Source organism: Rhizobium sp. L9 (assembly GCF_002531885.1).
In the GTDB taxonomy this organism is placed as follows: Bacteria; Pseudomonadota; Alphaproteobacteria; order Rhizobiales; family Rhizobiaceae; genus Rhizobium.
In genome coordinates this window covers 54,895-67,118 of sequence record NZ_NWSZ01000001.1, presented here as the reverse complement: position 1 = coordinate 67,118, position 12,224 = coordinate 54,895, and the positions used below count along the sequence as shown (strand labels likewise).

At 61.1% G+C, this 12,224-nt stretch carries 14 protein-coding genes; 13 read left to right on the top strand and 1 reads right to left on the bottom strand.

Going from position 1 to position 12,224, the window contains the following annotated elements; translation table 11 throughout:
* The first annotated feature begins 60 nt into the window (after positions 1–60).
* From CO660_RS00345 to CO660_RS00285, 13 genes are all read left to right on the top strand, one after another.
* Positions 61–1,248 (top strand): glycine C-acetyltransferase, encoded by a 1,188-nt coding sequence (locus tag CO660_RS00345; protein WP_097596896.1) that lies wholly within the window; start codon positions 61–63, stop codon positions 1,246–1,248.
* Between the two features lie 182 nt (positions 1,249–1,430).
* Positions 1,431–2,468 carry an L-threonine 3-dehydrogenase gene (tdh, locus tag CO660_RS00335; RefSeq protein ID WP_097596894.1) on the top strand — a complete coding sequence of 346 codons (1,038 nt, stop codon included), beginning with the start codon at positions 1,431–1,433 and terminating at the stop codon, positions 2,466–2,468.
* Between the two features lie 11 nt (positions 2,469–2,479).
* Complete coding sequence (locus CO660_RS00330; protein ID WP_097596893.1) at positions 2,480–2,827, top strand: GFA family protein; 348 nt, start codon at positions 2,480–2,482, stop codon at positions 2,825–2,827.
* Between the two features lie 468 nt (positions 2,828–3,295).
* The gene (gene rpoD / locus CO660_RS00325) at positions 3,296–5,353 is read left to right on the top strand and encodes an RNA polymerase sigma factor RpoD (protein ID WP_011426193.1); all 2,058 of its coding nucleotides are present in this window, start codon (positions 3,296–3,298) and stop codon (positions 5,351–5,353) included.
* Between the two features lie 243 nt (positions 5,354–5,596).
* Positions 5,597–5,890, top strand: a complete 294-nt coding sequence (locus CO660_RS00320) for a GYD domain-containing protein (RefSeq protein WP_011426192.1) — start codon at positions 5,597–5,599, stop codon at positions 5,888–5,890.
* Positions 5,891–6,034: 144 nt separating this feature from the next.
* Positions 6,035–7,129, top strand: a complete 1,095-nt coding sequence (locus CO660_RS00315) for a DUF930 domain-containing protein (protein ID WP_097596920.1) — start codon at positions 6,035–6,037, stop codon at positions 7,127–7,129.
* Between the two features lie 104 nt (positions 7,130–7,233).
* Positions 7,234–7,395 (top strand): hypothetical protein, encoded by a 162-nt coding sequence (locus tag CO660_RS33130; RefSeq protein ID WP_176536208.1) that lies wholly within the window; start codon positions 7,234–7,236, stop codon positions 7,393–7,395.
* Positions 7,392–8,177: an APH(3')-II family aminoglycoside O-phosphotransferase gene (locus CO660_RS00310; protein ID WP_259668139.1), complete on the top strand. Its 786-nt coding sequence runs from the start codon at positions 7,392–7,394 to the stop codon at positions 8,175–8,177. Before CO660_RS33130 ends, CO660_RS00310 begins: the two co-directional genes overlap by 4 nt.
* Before the next feature lie 60 nt (positions 8,178–8,237).
* Entirely contained in the window at positions 8,238–9,032 is a 795-nt protein-coding gene (locus CO660_RS00305) for an AraC family transcriptional regulator (RefSeq protein ID WP_097596891.1), read from the top strand.
* A 260-nt stretch (positions 9,033–9,292) separates the two neighbouring features.
* A complete protein-coding gene (locus tag CO660_RS00300) occupies positions 9,293–10,186 on the top strand; it encodes a DMT family transporter (RefSeq protein WP_097596890.1) in 894 nt (297 codons plus the stop codon).
* A 2-nt stretch (positions 10,187–10,188) separates the two neighbouring features.
* On the top strand, positions 10,189–10,887 hold the full coding sequence (locus tag CO660_RS00295; RefSeq protein ID WP_097596889.1) for a phenylalanine--tRNA ligase beta subunit-related protein: 699 nt from the start codon (positions 10,189–10,191) through the stop codon (positions 10,885–10,887).
* A 79-nt stretch (positions 10,888–10,966) separates the two neighbouring features.
* Positions 10,967–11,365 carry a DUF427 domain-containing protein gene (locus CO660_RS00290; protein ID WP_097596888.1) on the top strand — a complete coding sequence of 133 codons (399 nt, stop codon included), beginning with the start codon at positions 10,967–10,969 and terminating at the stop codon, positions 11,363–11,365.
* Positions 11,366–11,452: 87 nt separating this feature from the next.
* Positions 11,453–11,683, top strand: a complete 231-nt coding sequence (locus CO660_RS00285) for a hypothetical protein (protein WP_020921849.1) — start codon at positions 11,453–11,455, stop codon at positions 11,681–11,683.
* 216 nt (positions 11,684–11,899) lie between these two features.
* On the opposite strand, the gene CO660_RS00280 is transcribed toward CO660_RS00285, so the two are convergent.
* Complete coding sequence (locus tag CO660_RS00280) at positions 11,900–12,145, bottom strand: hypothetical protein (protein WP_011426184.1); 246 nt, start codon at positions 12,143–12,145, stop codon at positions 11,900–11,902.
* Positions 12,146–12,224: the final 79 nt, after the last annotated feature.

The window sequence follows — 12,224 nt, the reverse complement described above, 5'->3', positions numbered from 1 at the left end:
GACAAGCAGGCAGCGATATGCTAACCCGATTGCTATAAAAAACGTCAGGAAGGGCCGCCTATGATCTCGCCATTTCTTTCTCATCTCCGGGCCGAGATTTCGGCGCTCAGAGATGCCGGCCTCTACAAGTCAGAGAGGGTCATCCGTTCCAAGCAGGCGGGCGAGATTGCGATTTCCACCGGCGAGCGGGTGCTGAATTTCTGCGCCAACAACTATCTCGGCCTTGCTGACAACGAAGAGCTGGCCGAGGCCGGCAAGAAGGCGCTCGACCGCTATGGCTACGGCATGGCCTCGGTGCGCTTTATCTGCGGCACGCAGGAGGAGCACAAGCAACTTGAAGCCCGCATTTCCTCCTTCCTCGGCATGGAAGACACGATCCTCTATTCCTCCTGCTTCGACGCCAATGGCGGCCTGTTCGAAACGCTGCTTGGCGAAGAGGATGCGATCATCTCCGACGCGCTGAACCATGCCTCGATCATCGATGGCGTGCGTCTCTCCAAGGCCAGCCGCTTCCGCTACGCCAACAACGACATGGCAGCGCTGGAAGAAGAGCTGAAAAAAGCCGAAGGCAGCCGCTTCAAGATGATTGCGACCGACGGCGTCTTCTCCATGGACGGCATCATCGCCAATCTGCAGGGGGTGTGCGATCTCGCCGAGAAATATGGCGCGATGGTCATGGTCGACGACAGCCATGCCGTCGGCTTCGTCGGCAAGAATGGCCGCGGCTCGCCGGAATATTGCGGCGTCGAGGGCCGGATCGACATCATCACCGGCACGCTCGGCAAGGCGCTCGGTGGTGCTTCCGGCGGTTATACCTCGGCAAAGGCCGAGATCGTCGAATGGCTGCGGCAGCGCTCGCGGCCCTATCTGTTTTCGAATACGCTGGCGCCGGTGATCGCCGCCGCCTCGCTCAAGGTGTTCGACCTCATCGAAAACGGCGATGCCCTGCGCCAGCGCCTTTCCTACAATGCCGATCTCTTCCGCAGCGAGATGACTAGGCTCGGCTTCAAGCTCGCCGGCGAAGGCCATCCGATCATTCCCGTCATGCTGGGCGATGCCAAGCTCGCGCAGGACATGGCAAGCCTGATGCTGAAGAAGGGGATCTATGTGATCGGTTTTTCCTTCCCTGTCGTACCGAAGGGCCAGGCCCGCATCCGCACACAGATGTCGGCGGCGCATTCGAAGGCGGATGTGGAGCGGGCGATTGCGGCTTTTGCCGAGGCCGGGCGGGAATTGGGTGTGATTTGAGAATGATCGTTGTTGCCCCTCACCCTAACCCTCTCCCCGCTGGCGGGGAGAGGGGACCTGCCTAACGCAGCGTCGAGGGTAAGGAAGCCGGTGCGGCATACCTCCTTCGCCACGCGCGTGGGGAGAAGGTGCCGGCAGGCGGATGAGGGGCTGCGACAGATACGGAGCCAAGGAATACAGATATGTCGAACATGATGAAGGCGCTGGTGAAGTCGAAGCCGGAAGTCGGGCTCTGGATGGAGAATGTGCCGGTGCCGGAAGTCGGGCCGAACGATGTGCTCATCCGGGTGAAGAAATCGGCGATCTGCGGCACCGACGTGCATATCTGGAACTGGGACCAGTGGGCGCAGAAGACCATTCCGGTGCCGATGGTGGTTGGCCATGAATTTTCCGGCGAGATCGCCGAGATCGGTTCGGCGGTCACCCGCTATCATGTCGGCGAGCGCGTTTCCGGCGAGGGGCATATCGTCTGCGGCAAGTGCCGCAACTGCCGGGCGGGCAGGGGGCATCTCTGCCGCAACACGCTCGGCGTCGGCGTCAACCGGCCGGGCTCGTTCGGAGAGTTCGTCTGCATTCCCGAAAGCAATGTCGTGCCGATCCCGGACGATATTTCAGACGAGATCGCCGCGATCTTCGATCCCTTTGGCAATGCCGTGCATACCGCACTTTCCTTCGATCTTGTCGGCGAGGACGTGCTCGTCACCGGCGCCGGGCCGATCGGCATCATGGGAGCACTGGTCGCCAAGCGTTCCGGCGCCCGCAAGGTTGTTATCACCGACATCAATCCGCACCGCCTGGATCTGGCGCGCAAGCTCGGCATCGACCATGTCGTCGATGCATCGACGGAAAACCTCGCCGACGTCATGAAGGAGATCGGCATGACGGAAGGGTTTGACGTCGGGCTCGAAATGTCGGGCGCAGCACCCGCCTTCCGCGACATGATCGACAAGATGAACAATGGCGGCAAGATCGCCATTCTCGGCATCGCGCCGGCTGGTTTCGAGATCGACTGGAACAAGGTGATCTTCAAGATGCTCAATCTCAAGGGCATCTATGGCCGCGAGATGTTCGAGACCTGGTACAAGATGATCGCCTTCGTACAGGGTGGCCTCGATCTTTCGCCCATCATCACGCATCGCATCAAGATCGACGATTTCCGCGATGGTTTCGAGGCGATGCGGTCGGGCAATTCCGGCAAGGTCGTGATGGACTGGATGTGAGGGAAGACGACATGCTCTACGAGGGAAGCTGCCATTGCGGCAACGTTGCTTTCGAGGTCGAAGGCGAATTCACCGAGGCGCTCGACTGCAACTGTTCGCTCTGTCGCAGGCGGGGAGGACTTCTCGCTTTCGTGCCGCGCGAGAAACTGGTGCTGAGGACACCGGAAGACGATCTTTCGACCTATACTTTCAACCGGCACGTCATCAAGCATCATTTCTGCGCCAATTGCGGCATCGCCCCCTTCGGCGAGGGCGTGGCGCCGAACGGTGCCGCGATGGCTTCGATCAATCTGCGCTGCATTCCCGCGATCGATCTCGGCGCGCTGAAGGTGACGCCTTACGACGGCCAGGCTCGTTAGCCAATATTTGCCCGGATCGGGCGAATATACCGTCGGCACAATTACAGGAAATGGCCGGAACAACTGGGGCGGCGGGCAAAATTCAGGCCGCCCTTGTCTTTTGTTTGCTGCTTCTTAAATAAGGTTCGCAATCGCAGCCGCGGTTCAAAGCCTGTGGATAAGGCTTTTTCCGAGTTTTCGCGGGCTTTTTTGCTGGAAAAGCTTGACGAGAACAAAAAATGTGGGAATCACCGTTCGACTTGTTGAAACGGTGAACAGGGTCAAGGCGGATCGCGCAACCATGGCCGGAAATCCAGAGGCAAGAAAGCTTTGCTGTCCGGTACCGGCGATCGTGGTTAATCAGACTTTAAATGTCATCCCGTTAGGTGGGCTCAGGTGATTCAAGGGCGACGCGAGCGGCGCGTCAGGCCCTGAGACGGCCCATTCACCGTAGCGAGATTGGATAGCGTCAGGAAGGCGACGATATAAATGGCAACCAAGGTCAAAGAGAACGAAGACGCGGAAGTCGAACGCGACGGCGCAAGCGACGGCCCTCTTCTCGATCTTTCCGACGACGCGGTCAAGAAGATGATCAAGGCCGCCAAGAAGCGCGGCTACGTGACGATGGACGAGCTGAACGCCGTCCTGCCGTCCGAGGAAGTGACCTCCGAGCAGATCGAAGACACGATGTCGATGCTGTCGGACATGGGCATCAACGTCATCGAGGACGAGGAAGCCGAAGAGGCCGGTGCTTCCGGCGGTGGCGATGACGACGACGCCGGCGGCGATGAGGACAGCGAAGGCGGCGAACTCGCGCCTTCGGCCGGCACCGCGCTTGCGACCGCCAAGAAGAAAGAGCCGACCGACCGTACCGACGATCCGGTGCGCATGTATCTGCGCGAGATGGGCTCGGTGGAGCTTCTGTCGCGCGAAGGCGAAATCGCCATCGCCAAGCGGATCGAAGCCGGCCGCGAGACGATGATCGCGGGCCTCTGTGAGAGCCCGCTGACCTTCCAGGCCCTGATCATCTGGCGCGACGAACTCAACGAAGGCACGACGCTGCTGCGCGAGATCATCGATCTCGAGACGACATATTCCGGTCCGGAAGCCAAGGCCGCGCCGCAGTTCCAGAGCCCCGAGAAGATCGAGGCCGACCGCAAGGCGGCAGAAGAGAAGGAAAAGACCCGGCGCGCCCGCTCCGGCGACGACGATATCACCGATGTCGGCGGCGAAGGCCTGCCTCCCGAAGAGGAGGAAGAGGACGAGGACGAATCCAACCTGTCGCTGGCGGCGATGGAAGCCGAGCTGCGCCCGCAGGTCATGGAAACGCTCGACATCATCGCCGAGACCTACAAGAAGCTGCGCAAGCTGCAGGACCAGCAGGTCGAGCAGCGGTTGGCCGCTACCGGCACGCTGTCTTCCGCCCAAGAGCGCCGCTACAAGGAGCTCAAGGACGAGCTCATCAAGGCGGTCAAGTCGCTGTCGCTCAACCAGAACCGCATCGATGCACTGGTCGAGCAGCTCTACGACATCAACAAGCGCCTCGTGCAGAACGAAGGGCGCCTGCTGCGTCTGGCCGAATCCTACGGCGTCAAGCGCGACTCCTTCCTGGAGCAGTATCAGGGCGCCGAGCTCGATCCGAATTGGATGAAGTCGATCGGCAATCTGGCCGCTCGCGGCTGGAAGGAATTCGCCAAGGCCGAGAATACGACGATCCGCGACATCCGCCAGGAGATCCAGAATCTCGCGACGGAAACCGGCATCTCGATCTCGGAATTCCGCCGCATCGTGCACATGGTGCAGAAGGGCGAGCGCGAAGCCCGAATCGCCAAGAAGGAAATGGTCGAAGCGAATCTTCGCCTCGTCATTTCAATCGCCAAGAAGTACACGAACCGCGGCCTGCAGTTCCTCGACCTCATTCAGGAAGGCAATATCGGCCTGATGAAGGCGGTCGACAAGTTCGAATACCGCCGCGGTTACAAGTTCTCGACCTATGCAACATGGTGGATCCGTCAAGCGATCACCCGCTCGATCGCCGACCAGGCCCGCACGATCCGCATTCCGGTGCATATGATCGAGACGATCAACAAGATCGTCCGGACCTCGCGCCAGATGCTCCACGAGATCGGCCGCGAGCCGACGCCGGAAGAACTGGCCGAAAAGCTCGCCATGCCGCTCGAAAAGGTCCGCAAGGTCCTGAAGATCGCCAAGGAGCCGATCTCGCTTGAAACCCCGGTGGGCGACGAAGAGGATTCGCATCTCGGCGACTTCATCGAGGACAAGAACGCGCTGCTGCCGATCGATGCCGCCATCCAGGCGAACCTGCGCGAGACGACGACCCGCGTTCTCGCTTCGCTGACGCCGCGCGAAGAGCGCGTCCTGCGCATGCGCTTCGGCATCGGCATGAACACCGACCACACGCTCGAAGAAGTCGGCCAGCAGTTCTCGGTCACCCGCGAACGTATCCGCCAGATCGAAGCGAAGGCGTTGCGCAAGCTAAAGCATCCGAGCCGCTCGAGAAAGCTGAGAAGCTTTCTGGACAGCTAAGAAACTTCAAGCTGCGCTCGATCCTCGACAGCTGAGGTTTCGACAATTGCCGTGATGATTGGAAAGCCGGGCGTCGTGCCCGGCTTTTGCTTTTGTGATTAATACCAATGATCCCGGCGGCTTTCTTGTCGCTCAGTGGTGACAAGATTATAGTCCGGCGACGGGGGAAGAAATCGGTCGCGGTGCGCGAGCGAGGACCGACGCATGCCCGTGTCGGGCGAATCCTCCGTTCGGAGGTGCAAGATGACCACTTACATTGTGTTGATCAACTGGACGGACCAAGGCGTGCGCACTGTTCGCGACTCGTCAAAACGGCTGGATGCGGCGAAGAAACTGCTTGGCGACATGGGCGGCTCCTTCAACCAGTTCTTTCTGACGATGGGCGGCCACGACATGGTGGCTGTCTGCGAAGCGCCTGACGATGCCGTCATGGCGCGATTTGGCCTTTCGCTGGCGATGGCCGGCAATGTCCGCACCCAGACACTGAAGGCATTCCCGGAGGCTGCCTATCGAGAGATCATCGGCTCGCTCAGCTAACGCATGCAGAATTTCAGCGCCTCTCCCCATCAAGGGCGCGGCCTCGGCCCCGCTCGTGGGTGGCCCATTGTCCAAGTCCGAGAAGAGAACGGATGGCGCACTGGCCAGCGGATGGCTTCGGCGCGATCACGAGGTTTTTTGCTTTTGCGGCTTGATGCTGCCGGCTTTAAAGGCCACATCGCTGCTGTGACAGACGAAGTGGACTTGGCGGAGACGAATCACGAAACGGCAAAACGGCGGCCCGAAATCCGCTGGGGCGTTGCCGCGTCGGTGCTTCTGCATGTGCCGATCGTTGCGCTTCTGATTTTCGGCTTGCCGAAGATGGAGCTGAAGCCTCCGGAAGACGAGAGCGTGAAGGTCGAGCTCGTCCCGCTGCCGGAGGAGAAGAAGCCGGAGGAGAAAAAGGCCGAGGAAAAGCCGCCGGAGCCGAAGCCGCCGCAAGAGGCTAAGAAGGAACCTCCGCCACCACCACCGCCGCCTCCACCGGCAAGAAAAGCTGTCGAGCAAGCCAAGCCGAAGCCCATGCAGACCCTCAAACCCGTTACTGAATTTGGAGATAGGACTAGCGGTCCTGACAAGGCCCTGGCGGGAAATGCTTCTCAAGGTGAAAAGAAAGCCGCAACAACTCCACCCCAGCACGACGATGCCTCGACGCAGGAGCCAACAAGAACTGTTGACGCAAAACCCAAAGCTGAGGAGCCTCCATCAAAACCCGTGCCAGATGATGTGAAGCTGCCGGAGGTGGCTGCGATGGACGTTTCTCCGGAAAGCAAAGGGCCGCCGACGGAAGCCTCCGGCGAAGCCAATACGACGATTGAGCCGGCCAAACCGCCTGAGCAGAACATCTCCGATAAGCCGAAAACCGTTTCTGAAACCAAGGATCTGCCCGAGGCGAAAACGCTATTTTCTCGGGCGGCCGATGGCAGTCTATTTGCGCAAACGGCGATGGATGGCCTTTCACGAAAACAGCGAGTGGCGACGCTTTGCACCACGGAGCTGCAGGGTCAACTTGTTCACGGCTCGCCGCCCTATTTCCCTTCCGCATTGCCGAGTTTCGGCCTGCGGGCTGGTACGATTCTGGACGTGAAGGATGCAGCCTTTGGCACAGCCAAGGGCTGGTTCCAGGTTCGTTTCCGTTGCGAGGTGGACGAGGGAGCTACCAAAGTGGTGTCCTTTGCTCACCAGGTCGGCGGACGAATCCCCCGCAACGAGTATTCGAAATATGATATCGATGACTAAAGCGCGCCGCGATCTTCGTCGTCTCGCAGCCAGCCACGCGCAAGGAACTCTACCTAACCTTTCCTCATTGGCCGTGATGTTTCCGGTGAAGAAGGGACAATGATATGTCGAACGAGATCGAGCGTTTTCTTGAGCGCCAGGATGAAGCCGTTAGCGCGCTGTTCCTGGAAAACAAAGGCGACGAGCTGACCGATATTCTGGTTGCGGCCCTCGAAGAGGCTCTTGAGATCCTGGTCGAAGCTGCGCCCGCCGAAACGCTGCATTGACATCTTTCGAGAGATTGCCTGGCCCGCCTGCTGCCCGTCTGTCTGGCTACCGGATGGAGCGGGATGCGCTCGGCCGTTCGGCCGCGAGCGTCTTTCGCCTGGAAGGCGAGGGCCTGCCGGCGCTCTATCTGAAGGTCGAGGCGGTAGGGCCGTTCGGCGAGCTTGCCGATGAGGCGGCCCGGCTCGCCTGGCTCAAGGACTCCGGCCTGCCTTGCCCGGAGGTGATCGCCTGTGAAAGCGACGGCGAACGTAACTGGCTGCTGCTCAGCGCGCTGCCGGGAACCGATCTCGCCAGTGCTTCGGCGCTGGCGCCCCTGGCGCGCATCGAATTGCTGGCGGAGGCACTGCTCGATCTTCATCGTCTGCCGATCACTTTCTGTCCGTTCGATCACCGCCTGGAAAAGCGCCTGCCGGTAGCCAGGGCGCGTATGGAAACTGGAATCGTCGATGAGGAGAATTTCGATCCGGCCCGGCTGGGAAAGAGCGCCGCCGAGCTTTTTGCTGAGCTCGAGAGCATGAGGCCGGGCAGCGAGGATCTCGTCGTCACCCATGGGGATGCCTGCCTGCCGAACTTCGTCGCTCTACACGGCCAATTCTCAGGCTATATCGATTGCAGCCGCCTCGGCGTCGCCGACCGCTATCAGGATATTGCGCTCGCCTGCCGCAGCATCGCCGATAATTTCGGCGAGGCGCTGGTGCAGCCATTTCTCTATCATTACGGCCTGCCGGCGCCCGATCCGGCAAGGCTCAGTTACTATCAACTGCTCGACGAGTTCTTTTAGACGGTTGCGTCATCAAGGCGCGGCTGGCAGAGTTGCCGGCATCGGACCTGCGGATGTCAAATGCCGAAAAACCAGTTCAGGATGCTGCGCTCGGCGCTTCCAGGCGTCGAAGCGGTGGAAGCCGAAACGCCTCACAGTTTCGCCAGGCACACGCATGAGCAGTTCGGCATCGGCCTCGTGTCGTCGGGGGCGCAGAAATCGCTCAGCGGCCGCGGCATGGTGGAGGCGGAGGCAGGTGATATCATTACCGTCAATCCGAACGAAGTGCATGACGGCGCGCCGATCGGCGAGCGCCGGTCGTGGCGCATCCTCTATTTCGATCCCGAGATCGTCACCGGCCTCTCGCAAGAGATCGGCGCAGGGCGTTCGGAAATTCCCCATCCCGTCATTCGCGATGCAGCGATCGCCGCCCGCTTCGGAACGCTGTTTTGCGCGGTGACCGCGAGTGCTGCCGACGGGCTGCTCTGCGAGGAACTGCTTCTGCAACTCGTCGCCGATGTCATGCGGGAAGGCGGCGGCAGCGAGGAGAGGCCGCTGGTGCCGTCATCCATCCGCGCGGCGCGGGATCTGATCGACGACGATCCTCTGGCCGCCGTCTCGCTTGCCGATCTTTCCAGGGAAAGCGGCCTCAGCCGCTTCCAGCTGCTGCGCGGCTTCGCCAGGGCGACCGGATTGACGCCGCATGCCTATCTTGTCCAGGCTCGCATCCATCTCGCCCGGCGGCTGATCGCTGAGGGCACGCCGCTTGCGGAAGCGGCCTTTGCCAGCGGCTTTGCCGACCAGAGCCACATGACGCGCGTCTTCGTGCGCAAATACGGCCTGTCGCCGCGGCTTTACGCCGGCGCTTTTCTCTGAGCGATGGAAGGCTGATTCCTGGTGCCGCGCGCTGCCACCTCTCTCCAGCCTCATCCCGTGCCTCGCAAGGGCCGCATTGGGCGATGGCTGTTCGTGAGTGCCGCGCCCTGCGACCTCTCTCCAGCCTCACCCTGAGGCGCCCCGCGGGGGCCTCGAAGGACGAGGCTGGCCACCTTGCTTTGGTTCATACAACTGCAATTTCGTTCAAGACCCGAACCGCTCGCTGCTGTTTCTTCGGCGTATCCAATCGGAGGCGCGGAATGTCGAGACAGGTTCAAGGCTATTTCTATCTGGCGCTGGCCATGCTGACGGTCGGCAGCACTGTCATCGCGAGCAAGATCATTGCTTCGGGACTGCCGCCCTTCACCGCCACCGCCTTGCGCTTCGCCCTCGCTCTTCCCGTCTTCTTCCTGCTGATGCGGGCAAGCGGAACGGGGTTGCCGAAGCTCTCCAGCCATGACCGTCTCATCCTCGTCATTCAGGCCGGCGCCGGCAGTGTCGGATATACGACTCTGCTGATATCAGGTCTCAGGCTGACCTCGGCCGCCGATGCGGGCGTCATCGTCGGCACGCTGCCGGTGGTCTCGGCGGCGGTTTCGATCCTGCTGCTGCGCGAACGGCCGGGGCGCGCCTTGCTTCTGGCCGTGGCGCTGGCGAGCGCCGGCGTGTTTTCGATCGCCTTCACGCCGGAGGCGACTGGCGGTTCGCTTGCCGGCAATGCATTGATTTTCCTCGCGGTTATCTGCGAGGGCTTGTTCATTCTCTTGAACAAGCGGCTCACCGTCGACATTCCGCCGCTTGCCCAGTCGACGCTGATGACCGGCATCGGCTTCGCCGTCTCGATCGTTCCGGCCATTTTCGAGGCGCCCCTCACGCATGGGTTTTCAGCCAGTGCTGCCGCTGCCGTCGTCTATTATGCCCTGGTGCCGACCGTCGGCGGCTTTCTGCTGTGGTATGCGGGGGCAGAGAGGGTGAGCGGCACGGAAGCCGCGCTCTTCACCGCGCTTGCGCCGGTTTCGGCCGTCATGCTCGCCTTCGTCATCCTCGGTGAGCCAGTCGGCTTCAACCAGATCGCCGGCATCGCCAGCGTGCTGGCGGCCGTGTCCGGGCTTGCCTTTGCAGGAAACCACAGGAAATTCATCGAAGGGAAATGACCATGCAATTCAGCCATTCCGACGCGATATGGCAGGTTTTTCCGGAGCTTCGCGCCGGCGCGCTTTTTGCCGAAGGCATTGATGCGGCGGCAGACGTCGAAGAGGCGGTCGCAAGTTTCAGCGCGATTGCCGAGGCCCGCCTGGCTGAGGCCCAGGAAAGCGAATTCCCGGAGATCCAGGCGTGGCGGCGCGGCTTTTCCCGCATGGGCTTGAAGCCGACGCAGTATCGCTCGGCCTCCGAGGCGCTTCTGCGCCGCTTCCGCCAGGAGCACGCCCTGCCGCGCCTTCATCCGCTCATCGATCTCTGCAATGCGATTTCGCTCGCATTTGCCATTCCTGTCGCCGTCTTCGATACGGAAAACATTGCCGGCGATCTCCAGGTGCGGCATGCAACGGGGCATGAGACCTATCTCACCTTCAGCGGTCAAAGCGAATATCCGTTGCCGGACGAGGTGATCTTCGCGGATGACGAAGGCAGAGCACATGCCCGCCGCTGGACGAACCGGCAGAGCGGCCTGTCGGCGGTGCGGGAGACGACGCGCTCGGTGCTGATCGTCGCCGAGGCGCTGCATGCCGGGGCCGGCGAGGAAACCGCCAGCTTGGTTGCGACGCTCGCGGATGCGCTCGCGCGTCACTGGTCGGTGACAGCGGCGACCGCCGCCCTCAGTCAGGCATCGCCGCGTTTCGCATTCCAGGTGTAAGGGAAGGAAACGCTCGGGGGTTGGGCCGGCGGCATGCGCGCCCTATCTCAGGGGCATCCTATCTTCTGGAGACGAACCCATGTTGGACAAGTCGATCAAGATTCCCGGGCCGGACCATCCGATCACCGTCGAGCACAATCCCTGCCGCGTCGTCGTCACCGTCGCCGGCCGGAGGATTGCCGACAGCCGCAACGCGCTGACGCTGCGCGAGGCTTCCTATCCGCCGGTCCAGTATATCCCTCGCAGGGATGTCGACATGTCGCTGCTTCAGCGCACCGATCACGCCACACATTGCCCTTACAAGGGCGATGCCTCTTATTACAGTATTGCTTTGGGCGGCAAACGCTCCGAGAACGCGGCCTGGACCTATGAAGCCCCGCATGCCGCCGTCAGCAACATCAAGGACCATCTCGCCTTCTATCCCGACCGTGTCGACGCAATCGAGGAATTGGCTTCGCCCGAGGCCGGCGCTTTCTGAGGATCGCCGGATGGCGGGCGCTGAAAATCGTTCGGCCGGAACCTGTCGCCTTCAGCATCGTTAGGGGCATCATCGAAGGAGCATGCCGTGCCGAAATTCCACTTCCAGCTCTTCGATCGCGATGGTGTCGGCACCGAGACCGGATACGAATTCGAATCCGTCGAGGCTGCCAAGGCAGAGGCGCGAAGGGTCCTCGCGGAAATGGCAGCCGAAGGCCTGCCCACTGCGCCTTTGAACATGCTTTCGGTCGAACTTTTCGACGAAAGCCGCAAACCGCTTGCGGAAATTCGGCTGATTCTGGAAGAGATCGCGAAATAGAAGCGATCGGACCTCAACCGGAGAAATGCCCGTCGACGCTTTCGGGCCACTCGCGGAACTATGTCAAATTTAATTGCCGCCCGCCGGGGTGGGTCTTAATGCATGTCGCTCCCGGAAGTGTGCGGATGACGACATGCATGAAAGCAAGGAGCTAGAGCGCATCCATCGAACAGTTGGATTGATGCCTATATGGGACCCGCCGGCATCCAGAGGCCGTCATCGAATGACGTCGACCCATTCATTGCTGAAGACGAGACTGGCGACTGTGACAGGATCGCCGCGCTCGTCGCGGACGGTAACGGCAATCGTCATGCGGTCACCTGCCGGCAATTCGTCTCGCGCCACGTCCAGCAGGATGCGGGTCACCTCTTTGGGGATGTCTTCACGAGATTTGAGCTCGGTGCCGTGCTCGTCGCGGGTCGGACCTTCCCCGTTGTGTAGATCGAAATAGTAGCGAGCCATGTTCTTTCCTGCGCGTCAGAGAGGAAATAACCAATGAAGACAATTGTTCCCGAGGCTAGGCCTTGATTCCTATAGAAAA